Origin of the sequence: Rhizobium sp. N621 (assembly GCF_001664325.1) — a bacterium.
Classification (GTDB): Bacteria; Pseudomonadota; Alphaproteobacteria; order Rhizobiales; family Rhizobiaceae; genus Rhizobium; species Rhizobium esperanzae.
Genome location: NZ_CP013495.1, coordinates 2525241 through 2547783 on the forward strand (window position 1 = coordinate 2525241; position 22543 = coordinate 2547783).

The window sequence follows — 22543 nt, forward strand, 5'->3', positions numbered from 1 at the left end:
AAAAGTGTGCAGCGGTTTTGCGTCAGGAATTGCGTGAAAACAAAACAACAGAGAAAGGAAGAGCGGTGTCCGACATCACTCTGAATGCCCCGAAGCTTTTCGATCTCAGCGGCCAGGTTGCCATCGTTACCGGCGCCGGGAGCGGCATCGGGCAGCGCATTGCCATCGGCCTCGCGCAATGCGGCGCCGACGTGGCCCTGCTCGACCGCCGGACCGACGACGGACTGGCGACGACAGCCGAACATATCCGCGCCGCCGGCCGCCGCTCGATCGAGATCGCGGCTGACGTCACGAACAAATCTTCCCTTGCAGATGCCGTCGCACGCACCGAAGCCGATCTCGGTGCACTGACGCTTGCGGTCAATGCAGCGGGCATCGCCAACGCCAATCCGGCAGAGGAGATGGAGGAGGATCAATATCAGACGCTGATGGATATCAACCTCAAGGGCATATTCCTGTCCAGCCAGGCCGAGGCCCGCGCCATGCTGAAGAATGGACGCGGCTCCATCGTCAACATCGCCTCCATGTCCGGTGTGATCGTCAACCGCGGGCTGAGCCAGGCGCATTACAACGCCTCCAAGGCGGGCGTCATCCACATGTCGAAGTCACTGGCGATGGAATGGGTCGGCCGTGGCATTCGTGTCAACACCATTTCCCCCGGATATACGGCAACGCCGATGAACACCCGTGCGGAGATGGTCCACCAGACCAAGCTCTTCGAAGAGCAGACGCCGATGCAGCGCATGGCGACGGTCGACGAGATGGTAGGGCCGGCGGTGTTCCTGCTGTCGAATGCGGCAAGTTTCGTGACCGGCGTCGATCTTCTCGTCGATGGCGGTTTCTGCTGCTGGTGATGCCTAAGAAGGCTCATTGCCAGGCCACTGGAAAATGAACGGTCTCGCCTCCTCCCTGGCTGAGACCGAGGCGCCGGAGGGTAACGGGCATGACGGCGTGCGATATCGTCGTCTGCCCGCCCTTCGCGCCGATCGAACGGGCGGTTGCGCCGAGATTTGCTGTTTATGTCAGGATACGAGGAAAGAGCATGAAACGCTTTGATCAAAAGACTGTCGTCATCACCGGGGGCAGCCGCGGCATCGGCGCTGCGATCGCCAGGCGCTTTGCGCGTGAGGGCGCCAATCTCGTCGTCTCGGCGAATGAAGACCTGGTCCACGGCGTTGCCGAAGGGATCAGGGCCGAAGGCGGCAAGGCGCTCTCCTTCATCGGCGATGTCACCGACAAGGCGAGCGTCGTCGCACTCTACGATGCGGCCGAAAAGGAATTCGGCACGATTGACGTCTCAATCCAGAACGCCGGCGTCATCACCATCGCACGCATCGAGGACATGACCGAAAACGAGTGGGACAAGGTGATGGCCGTCAACACCAAGGGCGTCTTCCTCTGCGCCCAGGAGGCCATTGCAAGAATGCGCAAGCACAAGCGCGGCGGCCGCATCATCAACACCGCCTCCGGCCAGGCCCGCGACGGCTTCATCTACACCCCGCACTACGCCGCCTCGAAGATGGGCGTCGTCGGCATCACCCAGAGCCTCGCCAAGGAAGTTGCGACCGAAAACATCACCGTCAACGCCTTCTGCCCCGGCATCATCGAAACCGACATGTGGGCCTATAACGACCAGGCCTGGGGCAAATTGCTCGGCAACTATGCCCCAGGCGAACTGATGAAGGAATGGGTCGAAGGCATCCCGATGAAACGCGCCGGCTCCGGCGAGGACGTCGCCGGCCTGGTCACCTTCCTCGCCAGCGACGACGCCGCTTACATCACCGGCCAGACGATCAATGTCGATGGCGGGTTGATCATGTCCTGAGCCCTCCGCAAGCGCAGGTGCAATGGTGGCCAGCCCCGTCCTTTCCCCCTTGCGGGGCACCTCAGCAAGGATGAGGCTGGAGAGAGGTCACAGTCCGCGACATCCACGATTAGCCCTCGTCCTGGAGGTGTGGAGGCCAAAGGCCGGAGCCTCGAAGGACGGGGGCGGGTGGCTCTACCTCCGAGATACGCTGGCCCCTCACCCGTCCTACGTCCGGCTAATCGAAACCCCACCATCCGCCAGCATCGCCGTCCCCGTCACGAAACTCGATAGATCCGACGCCAGAAACAACGCCGCATTGGCGATCTCTTCCGGCCGAGCCATGCGCTTCAGCGCATGCAATCCCTCGACGAAGGCAAGCACTTCCGCCGTCGCGTCGGGCGCGTTGGTGATGCTGGCGGGCGTATCGGTGCCGCCGGGCAGAAGGGCGTTGACGCGGATGTTGCGCAACGCGAGCTCGGCGGCCAGCACCTGCACGAGACCGATCAAGCCGGCCTTGCTCGCCGCATAGGCCCCCATGCCGGGCATGCCGGCGGTGTAGCCGACGAAGGTGGAGGTGAAGATCAGCGAACCGCCGCCCTCTCCCATTGCCGCCGACTGGTGTTTGGCGCCGAGGAAGGCGGCGGTGAGATTGGTCTCGATCGTCTCGCGCCAACCCTCCAGCGACAATCCGGCAACCGGCCCCATCTCGCCGAGACCGCCGGCATTGTTGAAGGCGATATCGAGTTTGCCGAAAAGGGAGACCGCCGTTTCGGCCAGTCTTGCCTGCAGCGCCTCGTCCCTGACATCGCCGGCAACGGCGACAGCCTCTCCGCCTTCTGCTTCGATTTCGGCGACGACGGCATCGAGTGCATCCTGCCGCCGACCGTTGATCACCAGCTTCGCGCCTTGCCGTGCAAAAACCCTCGCCGCCGCGCAGCCGATGCCCGAGCTTGCACCGGTGACGATCGCGGTTTTACCATTAAGAAGTGTCATATCCGTTTCTCCTCAGTTGTTGAGACATCCCAGATCTCAAACATCTGACGGTGCAGCCACCCGTTTCCCGCGCGCAAAAACAAAATCCGCCGATGACAGATGGTTTTGGCCGGATCAGTGCCCTCGGTGTTCATATCCGAAATACCGGATTCGTCAGATAAAACGGTAAGTTGCCGCGGTTTCCGCAGAGGCGCCTGCCGTCACGTCAGCACCATTGTGCGTCGCATCATCGATTTATCCCGGGTGTGACATTCATTCGATTCCCTTCACGTATCTTCCCGACTAAGAAGGGGCGCACAGGTAAAGGGAATCTCTTCATGCCGCGGTCACGCAATACTGAGGGCGCCATCTATATGAGCATGGCGATGGCCGGCTTTTCGGCGAGCGATGCCCTCTCCAAATCGGTGGTCGCCTATATGAATGCCGGCGAGATCATGTTCCTGCGCGGCCTCTTCACCAGCCTGCTCGTCTATCTCATCGCCAGGAAAATGGGCGCTCTGCGCTCCTGGCGCGTCGTGCTGCAGCCGATCATTATCTTGCGCATCATCTGCGAGATGTTTTCCGCCGTCACCTATATCACCGCACTCGGCTTGATGCCGATCGCCAATGCCTCGGCGATCCTGCAATCGCTGCCGCTGATCGTCACCTTTGGCGCCGCGCTCTTCTTCAACGAGCCCGTCGGTTGGCGGCGCTGGTCGGCGATCCTCATCGGCCTCCTCGGTGTCATGATCATCATCCGCCCCGGCCCCGAGGGCTTCACCCCCGCCGCGCTCCTCTGCGTCGCCGCGGTGCTGACGACGGCCGGCCGCGATCTCGCCACCCGCTCGATCGATCCGGAGATTCCGTCGTTGATGATCACCGTCATCACCGCGACCTCCATCTCCTTCTTCGGCGCGCTTCTCATCCCCGTACTCGGCGGCTGGCAGCCGGTCAGCGCCACTTCCCTTGGACATCTCCTGCTCGCCTCGGTGCTGGTGCTCGTCGGCTACCAGTCGGTCATCCTCGCCATGCGCACCGGGGAAATTTCCTTCGTCGCGCCCTTCCGCTATACCAGCCTGATCTTCTCCTCGCTGCTCGGCTTTTTCTTCTTCGCCGAAGTGCCCGACAGCTGGACGCTCCTGGGTGCCGCAATCGTCATCGCTTCCGGCCTCTATACGTTCTATCGTGAAGCCAAGCGCCGCGTGCCCCCGATCGCGCAGGAATCGGCGCCGCGCTCACCGGTTTGAGGCAGGATGATGACTGAATTCCCGCTCGACAGATCCGTAATAGCAGGCGTCGTGCTGGCCGGCGGCCGCTCGCAACGCATGGGGCGCGACAAGGCGGAGGTGATGCTCGGAACCGACAGCCTGCTCCGCCATGTACTGCTCCGTCTCTCGGAGCAGGTCAGCTCCGTTGCCGTCAATGCCGACGCAGTCGCCGAGGACGTGCCTGCTATTCCCGACCACATTCCTGGCAAGGCCGGGCCGATGGCCGGCATCCACGCGGCCATGGTCTACGGCGCCGGCCTTCCGGCGATTACCCACGTCGTCACCGTCTCTGTGGATTGCCCGTTCTTTCCCATCGATCTCGTCGCCCGCCTGGCCGCAGCCCTGGAGCGCCCACCGCAGATCGCCATTGCTGCCTCCGAGGGCCGCAGTCATCCTGTCTTCGGTCTCTGGCCGGTGACACTGGCGGCCGATCTGGAAGCCTGGATCGCTACCGACGAGAAACGCCGCGTGCGCGACTTCCTGTTGCGGCATGACGTTACGGAAGTGGCGTTTCCACTGCATCCGACCCGTGCCAGCCTGCTCGACCCCTTCTTCAACATCAACACGCCGGATGATCTCATCGAGGCGCAACGCTGGCTGGAGGCCCTGCGCACATGACCGCACCGAAAATCTTCGGCATCGCCGGCTGGAAGAACTCGGGCAAAACAGGGCTCGCCGTCCGGCTGGTGACGGAGTTCACCCGCCGCGGCTATCGGATCTCGACGATCAAGCATGCGCATCATGATTTCGACATCGACAAGGTCGGAGCCGACAGCTACCGCCACCGCCAGGCCGGCGCCCACGAGGTCACCATCGTCTCCGGCACCCGCTACGCCATCATGCACGAACTGCGCGGCGCGCCAGAACCTGCATTCGAAGAAATCCTCGCCCGTCTCGCCCCCTGCGATCTCGTCCTGATCGAAGGCTACAAGCGCGAACCGATCCCGAAGATCGAGGCCCGCCGCCTGGAAGCCGCCAATCGCGAGCCGCTGGCGCCGAGCGATCCTCATATCTGCGCGATCGCCGCCGATCACGCCGTCATGGACACGTTCCTGCCCGTCTTCGATCTCGACGACACAGGCGCCATCGCCGATTTCATCGCAGCGACCGTCCGGCTTGAGGAGATCCGATAGAGAGTCTCGAATCCGGCCGGCGACGAGATCTATCCTCTATAGCGAAGCGCATCGATGACAAGAGCAAATGCCGGGGAGGTATGCCGGCGGCTCGGATAGTAGAGATGGTAGCCCGGAAACGGCGGACACCAGTCCTCGAGGACGCGCACCAGCCGACCCTCGGCCAGCGGCGCCTCGACCAGGTCCTCCGGTAGAAAGGCAAGTCCCATCCCCGCCGAAACCGCGCTCAGCCGGAGCGCTATATTATTGAAGACCAGTTGCCCGTCGACTCGAACCTTGAGCTCACGTCCGTCCTTCTCGAACTCCCACGCATAAACGCCGCCATAGGTCGGGAGGCGCAGATTGATGCAATTATGATCGGTCAGATCCTGCGGCATCAGCGGCTTCGGCCTGTGAGCGAAATAGGCGGGCGTGCCGACCACAGCCATGCGCATGTCGGGGCCGATGCGGACGGCAATCATATCTTTCGCCACCTGTTCCCCCAGCCGCACGCCGGCATCGTAACGTTCCGCAACGATGTCCGTCAGGCCATAATCGACGATGATCTCGACATTGACGTCGGGATAATTCGGCAGGAGCTTTTCCAGGACAGGCCATAGAACGAAATCGGCTGCGTGTTCGCCCGCATTGATGCGGATCGTGCCCGCCGGCTTTTCCCGAAAAGCGCTCAATGCGGCCAGCTCGCTTTCGATCTCATCCAACCGCGGCCCGATGGAGACGAGCAGGCGTTCGCCGGCCTCCGTCGGCGAGACGCTGCGCGTCGTCCGTGTCAGCAATCTCAGACCCAGCCGCTCCTCAAGGCCGCGAATGGTGTGGCTGAGCGCTGATTGTGAAACACCCAGCTTGCCCGCGGCCTTGGTGAAGCTTTGCGCCCGGGCAACGGCGAGGAAAGCGATAAGGTCGTTGACGGCAGGGCGCGACATTTATGAAAATCCCTCATGGGTCCTTGTCGTTTATACCATCTAATCGAAACCAAGCACACGCGCTAACTATCCTGTCACCGCAAGTTCGCCGGACGGCGTCATTCCGATAGGGGAAGGAAGACAAGATGGATATCAAGCGAAATGGCTCGCAGCCTTCGGCCAAGGGACCTGTTGAGTGGTTTACAGGCAACGTGCGCATCGATCCTTTGTTTGCGGCGATCGAGCCCGCCCGCGCCGCCGGCGCCAGCGTCACTTTCGAGCCTGGCGCGCGCACGGTCTGGCACACGCATCCGCTCGGCCAGACGCTGGTCGTCACATCGGGCTGCGGACGCGTCCAACGCGAAGGCGGCCCCATCGAGGAAATCCGCCCCGGCGACGTCATCCGCTTCGCGCCGGGGGAGCGCCACTGGCATGGCGCAGCACCGACGACGGCGATGACCCATATCGCCGTCCAGGAACACCTCGACGGCAAGGTCGTCGACTGGATGGAACCTGTCACCGACGCCCAATATCAGGCTTAGAAAGGAAACGACTATGCAGACTCGTGAACTGGGAAAGAGCGGGCTTGAGGTCTCGGCCATCGGTCTCGGCTGCATGGGACTGAGCTACGGCTACGGTCCTGCGACCGACACGCGCGAAGCGATCGCGCTGATCCGACAGGCGTTCGAACGCGGCGTAACCTTCTTCGACACCGCCGAGGCCTATGGACCTTATAAGAACGAAGAGCTTTTGGGAGAGGCGCTCGCTCCCTTCCGCAGCAAGGTGGTGGTCGCCACCAAATTCGGCTTCAACTTCGATGCAAACGGCGGCCAGAGCGGCATGAACAGCCGGCCGGAGCAGATCCGCGCGGTTGCCGATCAGGCGCTGAAGCGCTTGAAGACTGACGTCATCGATCTGTTCTACCAGCATCGCGTCGATCCCGATGTTCCGATCGAAGATGTTGCAGGCACGGTCAAGGCACTGATTTCAGAAGGCAAGGTGAAGCATTTCGGCCTCTCGGAGGCCGGCGTGCAGACGATCCGCCGCGCCCATGCCGTCCAGCCGGTGACGGCGCTGCAGAGCGAATATTCGCTGTGGTGGCGCGAGCCCGAGCAGGATATCCTGCCGGTACTCGAAGAGCTCGGCATCGGCTTCGTCCCATTCAGCCCGCTCGGTAAGGGTTTCCTTACCGGTGCAATCAACGAAGCGACCACCTTCGACAGCAAGGACTTCCGCAACATCGTGCCGCGCTTTTCGACCGAGGCGCGCAAAGCCAACCAGGCGCTCGTCGATCTCCTCGCGGAAATCGCCGCGCACAAGAAGGCCACCTCGGCCCAGGTCGCTCTAGCCTGGCTGCTGGCGCAAAAACCTTGGATCGTACCGATCCCCGGCACCACCAAGCTGCATCGCCTGGAAGAAAACATCCGGGCCGCCGAGCTCGAATTGACGGCTGAGGATCTCGCCAATATCGAAAGCGCGCTCGCCAAGATCAAGGTGGAAGGCGACCGGTATCCCGCGCATCTGCAGGCAAGGGTCAACCGCTGAGAAGAGAAACGGCCGCCTTCGTTGACGGCCGCTTCTTCATTGACCGCATCACCGTCGCGGCGCCGGGGCGTTCTCCTGGAAAGCCCGTACCCCCTCCAGCTTGGCCACAATCCCCGCGATATTCGGCCACCGGGCGAGATCGAAGCCCATGCGCCGAGCGCTGATCGCTTGCGGAAAAAGGAAGATATCGGCAATGCTTGGCCGGTCGCCGACTGCGAAGGCGCCTTGCCGGCGGCCGGCAATCATCGTCTCCACAGCCGCCATTCCCTCGTCGACCCAGTGACGGCTCCACGCGGCGACCGCATCGGCATCGGCATTGAAGGTGGTCTTGAGATGTAGCCCGATCCGCGGCGGCAGCAGCGCATGGATCTCGGCTGCGATCGCCAGCGCGATCGAGCGGGCCAGCGCCCTGCCCTCCGCTGTTTGAGGCAACAGCGGCGGCTCAGGCTTGATTTCGTCGAGATACTCGATGATCGCCAGTGATTGCGTGATAAGCACGCCGCTATCCGTCAGCAAGGCCGGCACCAGCCCCTGCGGATTGATCTTGCGATATTCGGCCTGCCGGCTCTCGGCCTCCTCGCCAAGAATGGTGACCGGCAAGGCCTCGGCCGTCAGCCCCTTCAGGACCAGCGCGATCCTGACGCGCGACGTCGCCGAGGAGATTTCGTTTTGATAGAGCTTCATTGTCTTTCTCCCTGATGGTCTCGGATGAATGGCCGCCCTTGCGCCGCAGAAGTTGGCGATGCCGCTTTTACGAGGCCTGCAAGCGGCGAAGGCTCCTGCGAGCGAATGTCGTAGATGCAAGGCGCGGCAAACACTGCCGCCCCCAAGGCGCAGATGATCATCAATCTCATTTAATCCTCCGTCGGCGACGCCACGACCGGCCTCGCCCCTTTTGCTTTCGGCTCCTGCCAGTCAGGCAACGCTCAATTCGACCTGGATATTGCCGCGTGTCGCCTTCGAATAGGGGCATGTCCGGTGCGCCTCATCGATCAACGCCTTTGCGACATCCGCTTCGATGCCAGGCAGGCTGACCTTGAGACGGGCCTGCAGGAAATAGTCGCCATCGGCCGTGCCGAGATCGACCTCTGCATTCACGGCGGTCTCTGCCGGCACCTTGACCTTCAACTTGCCGGCGGCAATGCCGATCGCGCCGATGAAGCAGGCCGACCAACCGGCTGCGAAAAGCTGTTCGGGATTGGTGCCGGGGCGGGCGCTGCCGGGAGGCGAGAGCCTGATGTCCAGCTCTCCGTCATCGCTCTGCGAGGCGCCGTCGCGCCCGCCGGTTGTGCGGGTCCTGCCGGTATAAAGAACCTTGTCGATCTTGATCATGGAAACACTCCTTGTTGCGTCGCTTCATGCGACTGGCCGCCGACGCGACCGGGTTGACGGAGTGTGGTTTGACGGATCGATATATCCGGCATGTTTCCGGAAACGGCCGAAATGTCACAAAAGGTAGCATCCAGCGTCCATGACATTTTCCCGTACAAAACATTCCGACATTTTGACGTCACCGAATGGTGACTTCAGCCACCAGTCCGCCACCCGAGCGATTGTAGAGCCTCAGAGATCCGCCGATCTTCGCCGTCAGCTGCTGGGCGATTGCCAGCCCGAGACCTGTGCCGCCCGTCTCCCGGTTACGGGATTGCTCGAGCCGGAAGAAGGGCTGCATTGCGGCTTCGAGCATATCATCCGGAATGCCGGGTCCGCGATCCATGACGCTGATGACGACGGAATTGTCGGCGCCGCGCTCGACGCTGATCTCGGCGGCGCCGGCAAACTTCAAGGCATTGTCGATGAAATTCGACAGGATGCGGCGAAGTGCGTGCGGCCTGGTGAAGGCGGCGCCTTCAACCAGCCCGACGACGGTCACGGCCTTTCCAGTGTCCTGATAGTCGTAGGCTATGCTGTCGATGAACGATGCGAGGTCGATGCGAGCGTTCTTTTCCCCGCTGCCGTGGGCACTGCGCGCATAGGCTATGCCGTCCTGGACAAGACGCTGGATCTCGGCGAGATCGTGCACCAGCTTGTCCCTCTCGGGTGAATCCTCCGCCATGTCGGCGCGCAGCCGCATGCGGGTGATCGGCGTCTGAAGATCATGCGAGATCGCCGCCAAAATCTGCACCCGTTCCTCGAGATAGTGGGCGATCCTCTCCCGCATCGCATTGAATGCTCTTGCCGCATGCGCCACCTCGCTCGGCCCGGCCTCACTCAAAGCCTGACCGTCCTTGTTGGGATCGAGCGCATCGGCGGCGGCGGCGAGCTCGCCCAGCGGCCGTATCGCCTGGCGGACTGCAAACCAGGTGCAGAGAACGAGCAGCGCCATCTGGATTGCGAAGACATAGGGCAGCCATGCGGCGATCGGCATGACGCCTCTCGGCGTGACATCGATCGTCAGAGGAGTGCCGTCACTCAGCGTCAGATGCGCCTGCAGCCGGTTCACCTCACCCGGAATCCGTTCGACGCGGATCGGAAAGCGATGCCCAGCGGCCGCCTCTATCTTTCCTGCAATCTCCCGCGCCTTGCTGGAGCTGTCGGGCACACCGCGTAGGCCAGGTCCAAGTTCGAAACGGTAGTTGCCGCGGCTCAGCCAGTCCAGGAGGTCGCCGCGCTCGCTTGCCGGAAGGCGGTCGAGGACCGCAATCGATGTTGCGACGTCATTCTCCAGCGTGCCCAGCATCACCGCCTTGGCCGACATGTAGCGCTCCATGTAGAGAACGCTGAAGGAAAGCCCATAGGCGAAAGCCAGGCCGATCAGCAGGATGAGAAAGATCCGCGATCGCAGCGTTCTCGGCCACATCAGGCCCGACAGGATAGACATGCTCGCGCTCATCGGCGCGGCTCCGAAATTTCGACCGGAACAGAGAAGACATAACCTTCGCTGCGCACCGTCTTGATATAGGTCGGCTCGCGCGCATCGTCCCCGAGACGCTGCCGCAGGCGGCTGACGAGAAGATCGATCGAGCGGTCGAAGAGTTCGGCGTCACGGCCCTGCGTCAGGCTCAGAAGCTGGTCGCGATTGAGCACGCGCTGCGGGTGGTCGATGAAGACACGAAGCAGGCGGTATTCGGCGCCGCTCAGAGCAATCGCGGTCCCGTCCTTATCGAAAAGATGACGGGCGACCGTATCGAGCCGCCAGTCGCCGAAGGTCAGCAATTGCCCCGCCTCGCTGATCTGCAGGTTGGGCGGCAGCATGCGCGTGCGTCGCAGCACCGCCTTGATGCGGGCAAGAAGCTCGCGCGCGGCAAAGGGCTTGGCAAGATAGTCGTCGGCGCCCATCTCCAGCCCGAGAATCCGGTCCATCTCGTCGGTGCGGGCCGTCAGCATCAGGATCGGGATTGCCTTGTGCCGGCCGGCCCGCAGTTCCCGGCAGAGCACCAACCCATCGTCGCCCGGCATCATGATGTCGAGCACGATCAGGTCGACGGCATTGGCTTCCAGAAAGCTGCGCATCTGGCGCCCGTCGGCCGCAACGCTCGTCCTGAGGCCATTCTTCTGCAGATAGCCCGAGACCAGCTCGCGGATTTCACGATCGTCGTCGACGATCAGGATGTGGTCGACATGATCCATATTGCCCATTCCTCAACGATTGCGACCGCGCCCACCGCCTCGTTCACCATGTCGAAGCGCCAGACGCGACCTACGCATATTCCGCCCGTTCGAGCAACGAGCCTCTGCTGCCGATCAGAAGCGATCGACGTCGATGACCGCCTGGGCGAAGGCCTGCGGCGCCTCCTGCGGCAGGTTGTGGCCGATACCGCCGCCGATCGTGCGATGCTCGTATCTGCCGGAAAATTTACCGGCATAGGCCGAAGGCTCGGGATGCGGCGCACCGTTTGCATCGCCTTCCATCGTGATCGTCGGCACCGAGATCATCGGCAATGCGGCAAGCTTCTTCTCATAGGCATCATACTTCGCCTCGCCTTCGACAAGCCCCAGGCGCCAGCGGTAATTGTGGATGACGATCTCGACATGGTCGGGATTGTCGAAGGCGGCAGCGGATCTGTCGAAAGTCGCATCGTCGAAATTCCACTTCGGCGATGCCGTCTGCCAGATGAGCTTTGCGAACTCGTGCGTGTTGCTCTGATAGCCCAGGCGGCCGCGTTCGGTGGCAAAGTAGAACTGATACCACCAGGCAAGCTCAGCCTTGGGCGGCAGCGGCTTCTTGTTGGCCTCCTGGCTGCCGATCAGGTAACCGCTGACAGAGACCATCGCCTTGCAGCGCTCGGGCCACAGCGCAGCCATGATGTTGGCGGTCCGCCCGCCCCAGTCGTAACCGGCAACGACAGCCTTTTCGATCTTGAGCGCATCGAGCAGGGCGATCATATCGGCGGCAAGCGCCGAAGGCTGGCCGTTGCGCGGTGTCCTGTCATCGAGGAAGCGGGTCGTGCCGTAACCACGCAGATAAGGCACGATCACTCTGTAGCCGGCGGAGGCAAGCAGCGGCGCGACGTCGACAAAGCTATAGATGTCATATGGCCAGCCGTGTAGCAGCAGCACGACCGGAGCATCGGCCTTTCCGGCCTCGGCATAACCGATATCGAGCACATCGGTCTTGACCTGCTTCAGCGCTTCAAACGACGTATTGGTCCCGGCCTTTACGTCAGGCAGCGCTGCGCTGGAGGACTGCGGCTGTTGGGCTGCGGCCGCGCCGGCCACGCCGAATTCGACGGCTGCAAGCGCGATTGCCGTCATGCCGAAAAAACGGCGGCGGTGATGATTGATTTGCTCTGACATCGGTCTCTCCTGTCGAATGGATCATGGCGCTCAGATGACGTTCGGCTTGTATCGCCCATATGTCACAGGCTGCGGTTTTTGAATGCGAGTGTAACCTCCGCCCGCCGAGATACATTCTGATACAAACGCGCCACCTCAGCAGGGCATCCGGCGGGCTATCGCAGTTTTCGCCGCCGCCTCCGCGGAGAAGGCAGTTTGTATTCTTTTGTATCGCCCGCGCTCAGCGCAATAGTTCGGTACATTTTCCCGTCAAACCAGACACATCGGAGATACCTCCGCCCGGCTATCTCCCGGCCGTTGCTGGTTCAGGCCCATCGCCGTCCAGAGCCCGATCAATCGGTTCAAAGGAAACGATGATGACACTTCTGATCATTGCCTATCTCGGAGGCGTGCTGACCATTCTCAGCCCTTGCATCCTCCCTATCCTCCCCTTCGTCTTCGCCCGAGCCGGCCAGCCTTTCGTCAAGAGCACGCTGCCGATGCTGGCGGGCATGGCCGCCACTTTCGCGTTGGTCGCCACGCTCGCCGCGGTCGGCGGCGGCTGGGCGATCCGTGCCAATGAATATGGCCGTCTCGCCGCGATCGTCCTGCTCGCGCTGTTTGGAGTGAGCCTGCTGTCTCAGCGCTTTGCAAGTACGCTTGCCCGCCCGATCGTCGATTTCGGCAACAATCTTCTGAACGCCAGCGGCGGCGGACGCACTGCGCCGACGGTCAGGAGCGCGCTCATCCTCGGCGTCGCCACCGGCCTGCTCTGGGCGCCCTGCGCCGGACCAATTCTCGGCCTCGTGCTAACCGGCGCGGCATTGCAGGGCGCCAACCTGCAGACAACCGCGCTCTTGATCGCCTATGCAGCCGGTGCTGCGACTTCGCTTGCCGTCGCCCTTCGTGTCGGCGATAAAATCTTCGCCGCGATGAAACGCTCCCTCGGCATTGGTGATCGAATTCGCCAGGCGGTCGGCGCTGCGGTGTTGGTGGGTGTGGCGGTGATCGCGTTCGGTCTCGACACCAGCTTGCTGGCGCGCCTTTCCTATGCCAGCACCGCCTCGCTGGAACAGGCCGTGCTGGACAGGCTGCATGCCAAGCCGGTCGGCGGCACGCCCTCTGGGGCGGCGAGCAGCGACACGACCATTCCAGCGGCCGATGGAAAGAAGCCTCTCCGCAGTGATCTGCCGGTCGAAGCTTATGCGCCTTCGTTCGACGGCGCGGTCGAATGGCTGAACTCGAAGCCCCTGACCAAGGAGCAGCTGCGGGGCAAGGTGGTGCTCGTCGACTTCTGGACCTATTCCTGCATCAACTGCATTCGCACCATTCCCTATGTCAGGGCCTGGGCGGAAAAATATGCGGATCAGGGCCTCGTCGTCATCGGCGTGCACGCCCCGGAATTTGCCTTTGAGAGGAAGATCGACAACGTCAAGAAGGCTGTCGACGACTTTCGGATCGGCTATCCGGTTGCGATCGACAATGACTACAAAATCTGGCGCGCCTTCGAGAACAGCTACTGGCCTGCCGCCTATCTGATCGATTCCAAAGGTCAGATCCGCTATCACCATTTCGGCGAAGGCAATTACGGCAGAACCGAAAAAGCCATCCAGGATCTGCTGCGCGAAGCCGGCAGCCAGATGGCGGAAACGGCACCGGTCGTGCCTAATGCCAAGGGCGTGGAAACAGGTCCCGACCTCGCCGATATCGGCTCCGGCGAGACCTACCTAGGCTACGCACAGGCCGAAAATTTCGTCTCGCCTGAAGGGCTGCAGGCCGATACTTCGCAGAACTATTCGATCGCCGAGCCCGGCATCAACGCATGGGGCCTGTCCGGCACCTGGACCATCGGTAAGGATCAGGCAACGCTCGACCAGGCGGGCGGCGGCATCGCCTATCGTTTCAGCGCCCGCGATCTGCATCTCGTTCTCGGGCCCGGCGCCGACGCCAAACCGATCCGCTTCCAGGTGCAAATCGATGGAAAAGCGCCTGGAGCCGATCATGGCTCCGACATCGATGCCGATGGCAACGGCACGGTCACCGCAACGAGGCTTTACCAACTCGTTCGCCAGTCCGGCACCGTCGCCGCCCGCACCTTCGAAATCCGCTTCCTCGATCCGGGCGTCCAGGCCTACGCCTTCACCTTCGGCTGAACCCAGAACCATTTCGCATCCCGACCTTCAACATCAACTACAAGGAGTGACCCCATGAACAAGCATCTGACTTTCATCGCAAGCCTTGCCTTTGCCACCGCCGGAATCGCCTTTGCGGCCGAGGCCGCCGCGGTCAAGAACATCGTGATCGTCCACGGCGCCCTGGCCGATGGCTCGGGATGGCGCAAAGCGACCGAGATCCTCGAAAAGCGCGGCTTCAACGTCACCATCGTCCAGGAGCCACTCACCTCGCTCGACGACGACGTGGCGGCGACGAAGCGGATTCTCGACCTCCAGGAAGGACCGACGCTGCTCGTCGGCCACAGCTATGGCGGCATGGTCATCACCGAAGCCGGCAACAATCCAGGCGTTGCGGCCCTCGTCTACGTCGCCGCCTTCCAGCCCGACAAGGGGGAAAGCCTGCTGAGCCTCGCCAGCTCGAAGCCGGCCGGCAGTATGGACATCAAGGAAACGAAGGACGGCAAATATCTTTACCTCGACCCCGGCGCCTTTGCAGCGGCTTTCGCGGCCGACCTGCCGAAAACCGAAGCTGATTTCCTGGCAAGATCGCAGGTCTTCGCCGCCAAGCAGGCCTTTTCGGCCAAGATCGGAGAGCCGGCATGGCGTACGAAGCCGAGCTGGTCGATCGTCGCCACGGAGGATCGCTCCATCAATCCCGAGCTGGAGCGTGACATGGCCAAACGAGCCGGCAGCGACGTGACCGAGATCAAGGGCAGCCACGCCGTCTTCGCATCCCAGCCGGAAAAAGTCGCCGACGTCATCGAAAAGGCGGCTGCAAAAGCTGGCCGATAGAGACGGGTAAGACAAGGCGACTCCCCCTTCTCCCGGCCGGAGGAGGTCAGTGCCCCTCCCTGACGCCAGGGAGGGGCGGAAGCAGCTACTGGTTGGCGGCGACCGGACGCACCAGCGGAGTGACGCGGCGGATGGTGACGCGGCGGTTTTCCTGTTCGGGGCCTGACGTATTGACCTTCAAGTAACGTTCGCCGTAGCCCTGTGTCGCCATGTTTTCCGGCGGAATGCCATAGACGTCGGAGAGCACATTGGCGACCGATTCCGCCCGCTGGTCAGAGAGAACCAGGTTGCTCTGGTCGGAACCGACAGCATCCGTATGGCCCTCGATCAGGAAGGTCTCGCTCGGATCTTTCTTCAGCACCTGGCTGATCGCGTCGGCGACCTTGCGCAACGTGCGCGCCTGGGTCATCGGGATCTCGGCGCTGCCTGTCGCGAAGGTGATCGTATCGAGGTCGATACGGCGCACCTTATCGCGAATACGGGCGGAATATCTCACCTCGTCCAGTGAATAGACACGTTCCACCTGCTCGACGGGCGGCTCGCTGAGGAATTCGTAATAGTCCCGGTCAGGATCGCTGCTGGTGTCGATGATATAGTCGTTAAGCGGGACACGCAGCCGCATCGGCGGCAGATCAGCGCCCGGGTCATCGAAATAGCCGCGATCAGGATCCTCGTAGAGATCAGGTGAGTAGTAGAGCACGTATTCGCGCCCGCGGGCATCGACGCGCGACCGCTGGATGATGTCGCCGTAGCGGTTGCGGATGGTGACGATCCGATAGCCTTCCGGCCGGGTGATGATCTCGCGATAGCGATTGTCCGGGAGCTCTTCATAGATCGGCCGTTCGCCGTCGCGCAGGAACCTTCTGTCGTCGTCGCTACGCACGATCACCTGATTGTTGTACTGGATGATCACCCGGTTATCGTCCGTTTGATCGTCGATGCGCGCTCCCTCGGGACGGGCAAATTGCGGCCGGGTGTCAAGCCTCGTGCCCTTCTCGCTGGTGACCGCCTCGAGCTTGATCGCCGGCGCCGCAGCGGCGGCAGGAGCCTGCGCATCCGCATCCGAGGTCGGCACCTTCACCTCCTGGCTTTCGGCCCGAAGCTTGTCGCGGTCACGGCGGCTTTCCCGCCCCTTGCTGCGATCGGCGTCCTTGTCGCTGTCAAGCACGGCGGCACCGTTCTCGACCGGCAGCACGACGGTCTCGTTGCTCTTGGCCGGATCTGCGGCGATCTTTTTCCGGCGCTCCAGCTCCTCAGGAGAAACCTTTTCCGGCGCAGGAAGAGCCTGCTCCACCTGCTGTCCGCCGCTGGCATCCGGCAGCGGCTGGGCCGTGTCGGTGGCGGGCGCAGCGGGCTGTTCGCCGGCGGGCTGTTTGGCGACGGGTTGCTCACCGGCGGGCTGTTTGGCGGCAGGCTTTGCAGCTGTGCCCTCCGTCGGCACTTCGGCGGGCGCAGCTTCAGGAGCGGCCGCCTTGTCTTCGGCTGGCTTCACCGCCGGTGCTGCAGCCTCGCCTTTCTTCGGCTTCTTGGCTGGCGCTTCGGCAGCGGGTTTTGCCTCCGGCTCGACTGCGGGTTTGGCCTGTTCCTCGGTGGGCGTCACCGCCTCGGGAGCGGCGGTCTCGGTCTTAGCCTTGCCCTTATCTCGGCTCTGGGCCTTGTCCTGACCCTTCTTGCCACCTTCCGGCTTGACCTCGGGCTGGGCCTGTTCCGTTTCCGGCTGGGCTTGCTTTGCGGCCGGCTGCTGTTCAGGCGCCGGCTGAGCCTCTGGCTCGGCCTGCTCAGTCTGCTGCTTCTTCGGCTTTTTCGGCTTTTCCTGCGTTACCGGCTGCTGTTCTTCCTGCTGCGGCTCGGCCTCCGGCTGGGCTGCCTGCTTGGCTTTCCGCTCCGGCTTGCTCTCAGCCTTGGGCGCCGGCTCCTCCTTAGGCGCTTCGGCCTTCGGCGGTTCCGGCTCTGCCTTGGGTTCCGGCGCAGGCGCCTCCTTGCGCTCGGCCTTCGGCTTCTCGGCAGGCGCCTCCTTCGGCTGCTCAGCGGCCGGCGCCTGTTCGGCCGGGGCTTCCTGCTTCTGCTTGCGCTTCTTCTTTAAGAGCTCCTCTTCGGAGGGCGCGTCCTGCGCCACTTCGAAGCTGCCCTGTTCGATCTGCCGCACGGCCGCAGCCTCGGTCGTAGAGCCGCGTGCGGCCGCCATTGCCGATACCGGCTGCAGAGCCAGCGAGAGAGAAAGCAGCGGAAAAGCCGCGCTTGCGAATAACCTTGATTTCTTGCCCATCGGGTTTCCTCGATCCTGTTTGAGCTTCCTGAAGGCCGACAGGCCCTGCTTCCGCCCCTAGCGTCGCATTGAGGCGAAACGGCGAAATGGCTAAGCGCCAAACCGCCGATTTGTTCCGGTTCTAGGAAGCTGGGGATTAACCTCAGGTGAATGTTGCAGTCTGCCGCCGTTCATCTCGCCTGTTGTTTGCACCGCAAACCGAGCGGGAATTTCTGTTGCATTTCCATGAAAAAAAGTCTGATTATCGCCGCAAGGCGGTGCCTGTCACCGTTGAACAGCAGCCGTCAGCCCAAGAGAAAAAAGCGCGACGGCTACCAACTGAGAGGATCCTCATGCATATCTCTACCCGTATCTTCGCGGCAGCCTCGATCGCGGCAATGTCGCTCTTTGCCGGTTCGGCCATGGCCGATGGCGAGAAATACGTGATCGGCACCGATTCGACCTATCCGCCCTTCGAATTCGTCGATGCCAGCGGCACCATCCAGGGCTTCGACATCGATATCGCCAAGGCGCTCTGTGCCGAGATGAAGGCCGAATGCTCCTTCGTCAGCACCGATTGGGATGGCATCATCCCGGCTCTGAACGCCAAGAAGTTCGACATGATCGTCTCCTCAATGTCGATCACGCCGGAGCGCCTGAAGCTCGTCGACTTCTCCAACAAGTACTACAACACCCCTCCGGCCATCGCCGTACCGAAGGATTCGAAGATCACTGACGTTGCCGGTCTGAAGGGCAAGGTGATCGGCGCACAGACTTCCACGACGCATGCCAACTACGCCGAGAAGCACCTGGCCGACACCGAGCTGAAGCTCTATCCGACCGCTGACGAATACAAGCTCGACGTTTCCAGCGGCCGTGTCGATGCGGTCATCGACGACGTTGTCGTTCTCTCCGAATGGGTCAAGTCCGACGCCGGCGCCTGCTGCAAGATCCTGACAACCCTGCCGGTCGACAAGGAAATCAACGGCAACGGCGCCGGTATCGCCATCCGCAAGGGCGATCCGCTGAAGGAAAAGCTCAACACCGCGATCGCTGCGATCCGCGCCAGCGGTGAGTACAAGAAGATCCAGGACAAGTACTTCGATTTCGACGTTTACGGCGAATAAGAAATTCGGTATCTGGCCGATCAAGCGAATGGCGGAAGGCTTGCTCTTCCGCCATTTTTGTTTGACAAAGGTGGCAAGATCAAAACGGCAAAAGCCGTGAGGGGAATTCTCGCATGGGCGGATTGTTTTCCGCGCTCGGCTCCTTCTGGAGCTGGATTGTGCACATTTTCGATCCGCTTTGCGGACCCGTCGGCATCTTCACCTGGTTAGGTCAGTCGACGATTCTTGCTTGTGGCGATACCGGCTGGGGCGACGAAATCGCCCTTGGTCTGCAGGTCACAGTATCGGTGGCGATCGTTACCCTGCCGATCGGCCTTGTCATCGGTTTCCTCGTGGCTCTCGGCCAGCAGTCGGAAGAAAGGTCGCTGCGGCTGGCGGCCGGCATCTACACGACGATCTTCCGCGGTCTGCCGGAGCTTCTGACGCTCTTCATCATCTATTACGGCATGCAGATGCTCATCCAATCTCTCCTGGAGCTTGCCGGCTATGTCGGGCCGCCTGTCGAGATCAATGCCTTCCTGGCCGGCGTGATCGCTCTGTCGGTCGTCTTCTCCGCCTACTGCTCGGAAGTGTTGCTTTCGGCCTTCCGCGCCATTCCCAAGGGCCAATATGAGGCGGGAGAAGCGCTCGGCCTGCATCGCGGCCGCACGCTGCGGCTCGTCATCCTGCCGCAGCTAGTTCGCATCGCCCTTCCCGGTCTGACGAACCTCTGGATGGTGCTCCTGAAGGACACCTCCTACGTCTCGATCATCAGCCTTGCCGACATCCTGCGCCAGACGAGCGTCGCCGTGCGGGTGACCAAGGAGCCGTTCTTCTTCTATGGCATCGCCTGCTGTCTCTATCTGGTGCTCGCCATCCTCTCCTCCTTCCTGCTTGTCTATGTCGACCGCTGGGCCAAACGTTCGGAGGTCCGCCGATGAGCTATGCTGAGACATTGATCCCGCCGCAGCCCGCACCCCGCGAGGTGGCAAAGCCGGTTACGGCGGCACGCCTGTGCGGCTACGTCTTCGTTGCGGTCTGGGCGCTGTTCGCCGCGCTGCTGATCTTCACCGTCATCAATGGCTGGGATCCGGACAAATTCACCCGCTACGGACCGCGTTATCTGCACGGTCTCGAGGTGACGCTCAGCCTGGTTGCAATCTCCGTCGTTTGCGGCGCCATCCTGTCCCTGCCGCTCGCCATGGCGCGGCTGTCGAAGAACCGGGCGCTTAACTGGTTCGCCTATGGTTATATATATTTCTTCCGCGGCACGCCGCTGCTGGCGCAGTTGTTCCTGGTCTATTACGGCCTCGGCGTCTTCCGCCCACAGCTGGAAGCCGTCGGCATCTGGTGGTTTTTCCGCGAAGCCTGGTATTGCGGCCTCTTTGCCATGACGATCAATACGGCGGCCTATCAGGCGGAAATTCTACGCGGCGCAATCGAAAGCGTACCGCACGGACAGCGCGAAGCAGCGGCCGCCCTCGGCATCCACAAGAGCATCGCGTTCCGCAAGATCATCCTGCCGCAGGCCTTCATCGTGGCGCTTCGCCCCTACGGCAACGAGATCATCCTTTTGATCAAAGGCTCGGCGGTCGTCGCCATCATCACCGTGCTCGATCTGATGGGCGAAACCCGCTACGCCTTCTCCCGAACCTTCGACTACCAGACCTATCTCTGGGCAGCGATCTTCTACCTCACCATCGTCGAGGCGCTACGCCATCTCTGGGCCTGGATCGAGCGTCGACTGACGCGGCATCTCAGGCGCTGAGCATCACGGGGATGACGGATTGCTAAAGCAGCTTGGCAGCACTCGTATCATCATGCTGCCAAACCATTGAAAATAAAAAAGAATACTTCCTTCGCAATGTATCTGTTAAGCTTGCATTAACCACTCGCATGCTTCCATTTCATGTAGCGCTAATAAAGCGCTGAGTGGGAACGAGAAGAAGCTGAATACGATGCACAAGGACCTGGAAAAGCAACTGCAGGGTTACGGTCTGACGACCGCGCAGATCCTCTACCACCTGCCGGATCACCCGACGATCCTGCAGACCTACGTCTGGCAGGATTATGACCTCGCCCCCGATTTTCCTGAGATGCGCGGTTTCCTGAAATTTTGGCAGGAGAAACTCGATGGGCCGTTACACTCGGTGCGCTACGTCCACCGCAAGCTGATTTCGGCAACCGAGTGGCGGGCGCTGAAGGGTGAGTTCATCCTGCACTGATCAGACATGCGCCTCGCCATGGCCGAATTCGCCCTCGTTGCGATCCGGACGCAGCGCGAAATAGAGCATGCCGAGATAGAAGACGGCGACTGCTGCGATGACCGCAAGGCCGGGAACCGGCCCGAGCACGGCGTTGTCGATGACATAGGTCCATGATTGCGCCTGTAGCGCCGGTACACCCTCTGTTTGCAGTTTCGGCGTCGAAATCTTCAGGCACCAGGCAAGCAGCAGAATAGAATACATCCAGCCGTAATTGCGTTTGAGCCGCCGATGCATTGCTTCCCCATAACTGAGCAGGAAGCGTGGATGACGCAGGCTGTTGGCGATCACCCCAGCCCATTCGCTGCCGGCCGAAGCGTTCGGCGCCATGATCTGCGCGAAATAGCAGCGCTCGATCTGCCGGATTCGGGCGCGGTAGATATCAAAGAAGCGGTAGCGCCGCGCCTCGATTATCAGAAGCAGCGTCACCAGCATCATACCGAACAGCAGCACGCCATGATGCGAAGTCGGCGTCGACAGCGACACCGAGAGCAGCGCCGCCACCACGGTAATCGCCCAGTTGGACGTGCGGTCGATGCGGTCGCGCCAGCTCGTCATCCGCCCGAGTTCGCCGCGGTAATAATGGCTGAGCGTATTGGTGATCTCGCCCGGCGTCGTAGGCAGCAGCAAGGGGCGCTCACCCTCTTCTTCCCTTGCCGTCAGCAGCCTGTCTTGCTCCGCTTTCATGGCATTCCTCCCGTCGTGTTCTTTTTTGGCATTCTGCGCCTGTTGCCGCGCCATTGCAAAACATCGAAAGCCGCCTTAGAGCCATGCCTGAAAACAGAAGGACATGAACCGCGATGGCAAAGAAGATCGACGAAGAAGCCCTTGCCGAGGCCTATAACCGCGCGCTTGCGCTGGAGAAATCCGGTGATGTCGATGCGGCCGTGGCGGCCTATGAGCACGTTTTGGCGATCGATCCCGAGGACCACGGCGGAGCCGCCGTGCGCATCGCCGCGATGGGCCGCGGCGAAACCCCGGTCAAGGCGCCCGACGCCTATGTCGAGACCCTGTTCGATCAGCATGCCGAAGTCTTCGAGGACGTGCTCGTCGAGCAGCTCGGCTATCACGTGCCGATGCTGGTGCGCCAGCGCCTGCAGGCATTGAAGCTCGGGCCGTTCAAGCGGCTGCTCGATCTCGGCTGCGGCACCGGTCTCACCGGCGGCGCGCTACGCGACCTGTGCGAGGACATGACCGGCATCGACATATCGGAGAAGATGGTCGAGATCGCCCACGAAAAAGATCTTTACGAGACGCTCTTCGTCGCCGAGGTCGAGGATTTCCTCGACGACAATGACGAGGACGCTTTCGACCTCATCACCGCCACAGACGTGCTGCCCTATCTCGGCGCGCTCGAGCCGCTCTTCTTCGGCGCCGCCGAAAACCTGACGCCGGGCGGCCTGTTCATCTTCTCCTCCGAAACCCTGCCCGAGGAGACGCTTGCCGGCCGCGCCTATATGGTTGGGCCGCATCAGCGCTTCGCCCATGCCGATGCCTATGTCAGGGAACGTCTGACGGCGACCGGTTTCGAACTCGTCGAGGCATCGGAGATCAACGTCCGCATGGAAGACGGTCAGCCGACACCGGGTCACCTGGTGATCGCGCGGTATATCGGTTGA

The 22543-nt window shown here is 62.0% G+C and carries 23 protein-coding genes; 14 read left to right on the forward strand and 9 right to left on the reverse strand.

What is annotated here, in order from left to right; translation table 11 throughout:
* The first annotated feature begins 65 nt into the window (after positions 1 to 65).
* Positions 66 to 854, forward strand: a complete 789-nt coding sequence (locus AMK00_RS12265; RefSeq protein ID WP_064803068.1) for an SDR family oxidoreductase — start codon at positions 66 to 68, stop codon at positions 852 to 854.
* Between the two features lie 188 nt (positions 855 to 1042).
* The gene (locus AMK00_RS12270) at positions 1043 to 1825 is read left to right on the forward strand and encodes a glucose 1-dehydrogenase (protein ID WP_064811704.1); all 783 of its coding nucleotides are present in this window, start codon (positions 1043 to 1045) and stop codon (positions 1823 to 1825) included.
* 207 nt (positions 1826 to 2032) lie between these two features.
* Here AMK00_RS12270 and AMK00_RS12275 read toward each other — a convergent pair whose 3' ends face one another.
* Positions 2033 to 2800, reverse strand: a complete 768-nt coding sequence (locus tag AMK00_RS12275) for an SDR family oxidoreductase (protein ID WP_064810529.1) — start codon at positions 2798 to 2800, stop codon at positions 2033 to 2035.
* A gap of 317 nt (positions 2801 to 3117) precedes the next feature.
* Here AMK00_RS12275 and AMK00_RS12280 point away from each other — a divergent pair, with 317 nt between their 5' ends.
* From AMK00_RS12280 to mobB, 3 genes are read left to right on the forward strand one after another with little or no spacing between them, the layout of a single operon-like run.
* Positions 3118 to 4026 carry a DMT family transporter gene (locus AMK00_RS12280; protein WP_064810530.1) on the forward strand — a complete coding sequence of 303 codons (909 nt, stop codon included), beginning with the start codon at positions 3118 to 3120 and terminating at the stop codon, positions 4024 to 4026.
* Positions 4027 to 4035: 9 nt separating this feature from the next.
* The gene (gene mobA, locus AMK00_RS12285; RefSeq protein WP_064811705.1) at positions 4036 to 4665 is read left to right on the forward strand and encodes a molybdenum cofactor guanylyltransferase MobA; all 630 of its coding nucleotides are present in this window, start codon (positions 4036 to 4038) and stop codon (positions 4663 to 4665) included.
* On the forward strand, positions 4662 to 5180 hold the full coding sequence (gene mobB / locus AMK00_RS12290) for a molybdopterin-guanine dinucleotide biosynthesis protein B (protein WP_064810531.1): 519 nt from the start codon (positions 4662 to 4664) through the stop codon (positions 5178 to 5180). The genes mobA and mobB overlap by 4 nt, the downstream gene beginning before the upstream one ends.
* Positions 5181 to 5209: 29 nt before the next feature.
* Here mobB and AMK00_RS12295 read toward each other — a convergent pair whose 3' ends face one another.
* Entirely contained in the window at positions 5210 to 6103 is an 894-nt protein-coding gene (locus AMK00_RS12295) for a LysR family transcriptional regulator (protein ID WP_064810532.1), read from the reverse strand.
* A gap of 125 nt (positions 6104 to 6228) precedes the next feature.
* Between AMK00_RS12295 and AMK00_RS12300 the strand changes: the two genes are divergently transcribed.
* Both AMK00_RS12300 and AMK00_RS12305 read left to right on the forward strand, forming a co-directional pair.
* Positions 6229 to 6624 (forward strand): (R)-mandelonitrile lyase, encoded by a 396-nt coding sequence (locus AMK00_RS12300; RefSeq protein WP_064803079.1) that lies wholly within the window; start codon positions 6229 to 6231, stop codon positions 6622 to 6624.
* A 13-nt stretch (positions 6625 to 6637) separates the two neighbouring features.
* Positions 6638 to 7627, forward strand: a complete 990-nt coding sequence (locus AMK00_RS12305) for an aldo/keto reductase (protein WP_064810533.1) — start codon at positions 6638 to 6640, stop codon at positions 7625 to 7627.
* Between the two features lie 48 nt (positions 7628 to 7675).
* Here AMK00_RS12305 and maiA read toward each other — a convergent pair whose 3' ends face one another.
* The 5 genes from maiA to AMK00_RS12330 form a co-directional block, all read right to left on the reverse strand.
* Positions 7676 to 8311 carry a maleylacetoacetate isomerase gene (gene maiA / locus AMK00_RS12310; protein ID WP_064810534.1) on the reverse strand — a complete coding sequence of 212 codons (636 nt, stop codon included), beginning with the start codon at positions 8309 to 8311 and terminating at the stop codon, positions 7676 to 7678.
* 231 nt (positions 8312 to 8542) lie between these two features.
* Positions 8543 to 8959: an organic hydroperoxide resistance protein gene (locus AMK00_RS12315; protein ID WP_064810535.1), complete on the reverse strand. Its 417-nt coding sequence runs from the start codon at positions 8957 to 8959 to the stop codon at positions 8543 to 8545.
* Between the two features lie 178 nt (positions 8960 to 9137).
* A complete protein-coding gene (locus tag AMK00_RS12320; RefSeq protein ID WP_064810536.1) occupies positions 9138 to 10460 on the reverse strand; it encodes an ATP-binding protein in 1323 nt (440 codons plus the stop codon).
* Entirely contained in the window at positions 10457 to 11197 is a 741-nt protein-coding gene (locus tag AMK00_RS12325) for a response regulator (RefSeq protein ID WP_064806182.1), read from the reverse strand. The genes AMK00_RS12320 and AMK00_RS12325 overlap by 4 nt, the downstream gene beginning before the upstream one ends.
* A gap of 114 nt (positions 11198 to 11311) precedes the next feature.
* On the reverse strand, positions 11312 to 12364 hold the full coding sequence (locus AMK00_RS12330) for an alpha/beta fold hydrolase (protein WP_064810537.1): 1053 nt from the start codon (positions 12362 to 12364) through the stop codon (positions 11312 to 11314).
* Positions 12365 to 12720: 356 nt separating this feature from the next.
* On the opposite strand from AMK00_RS12330, the gene AMK00_RS12335 reads away from it, so the two are divergent.
* Positions 12721 to 14496, forward strand: a complete 1776-nt coding sequence (locus AMK00_RS12335; protein WP_064810538.1) for a cytochrome c biogenesis protein DipZ — start codon at positions 12721 to 12723, stop codon at positions 14494 to 14496.
* A 54-nt stretch (positions 14497 to 14550) separates the two neighbouring features.
* A complete protein-coding gene (locus AMK00_RS12340; protein ID WP_064803092.1) occupies positions 14551 to 15309 on the forward strand; it encodes an alpha/beta fold hydrolase in 759 nt (252 codons plus the stop codon).
* Positions 15310 to 15394: 85 nt separating this feature from the next.
* Here AMK00_RS12340 and AMK00_RS12345 read toward each other — a convergent pair whose 3' ends face one another.
* On the reverse strand, positions 15395 to 17575 hold the full coding sequence (locus tag AMK00_RS12345) for an OmpA family protein (protein WP_064810539.1): 2181 nt from the start codon (positions 17573 to 17575) through the stop codon (positions 15395 to 15397).
* A gap of 332 nt (positions 17576 to 17907) precedes the next feature.
* Between AMK00_RS12345 and AMK00_RS12350 the strand changes: the two genes are divergently transcribed.
* From AMK00_RS12350 to AMK00_RS12365, 4 genes are all read left to right on the forward strand, one after another.
* Complete coding sequence (locus AMK00_RS12350) at positions 17908 to 18681, forward strand: transporter substrate-binding domain-containing protein (RefSeq protein ID WP_011425675.1); 774 nt, start codon at positions 17908 to 17910, stop codon at positions 18679 to 18681.
* A 113-nt stretch (positions 18682 to 18794) separates the two neighbouring features.
* A complete protein-coding gene (locus AMK00_RS12355; RefSeq protein WP_064810540.1) occupies positions 18795 to 19601 on the forward strand; it encodes an ABC transporter permease in 807 nt (268 codons plus the stop codon).
* Positions 19598 to 20428 carry an ABC transporter permease gene (locus AMK00_RS12360; protein ID WP_064803097.1) on the forward strand — a complete coding sequence of 277 codons (831 nt, stop codon included), beginning with the start codon at positions 19598 to 19600 and terminating at the stop codon, positions 20426 to 20428. Before AMK00_RS12355 ends, AMK00_RS12360 begins: the two co-directional genes overlap by 4 nt.
* A 190-nt stretch (positions 20429 to 20618) precedes the next feature.
* Positions 20619 to 20885 carry an usg protein gene (locus AMK00_RS12365; protein ID WP_064803099.1) on the forward strand — a complete coding sequence of 89 codons (267 nt, stop codon included), beginning with the start codon at positions 20619 to 20621 and terminating at the stop codon, positions 20883 to 20885.
* Here the strand turns inward: AMK00_RS12365 and AMK00_RS12370 are convergent, their stop codons facing one another.
* Positions 20886 to 21611, reverse strand: coding sequence for a DUF2270 domain-containing protein (locus AMK00_RS12370; RefSeq protein WP_064810541.1), 726 nt, complete (start codon positions 21609 to 21611; stop codon positions 20886 to 20888).
* Positions 21612 to 21724: 113 nt separating this feature from the next.
* Between AMK00_RS12370 and AMK00_RS12375 the strand changes: the two genes are divergently transcribed.
* Positions 21725 to 22543, forward strand: a complete 819-nt coding sequence (locus AMK00_RS12375) for a methyltransferase (protein ID WP_064810542.1) — start codon at positions 21725 to 21727, stop codon at positions 22541 to 22543.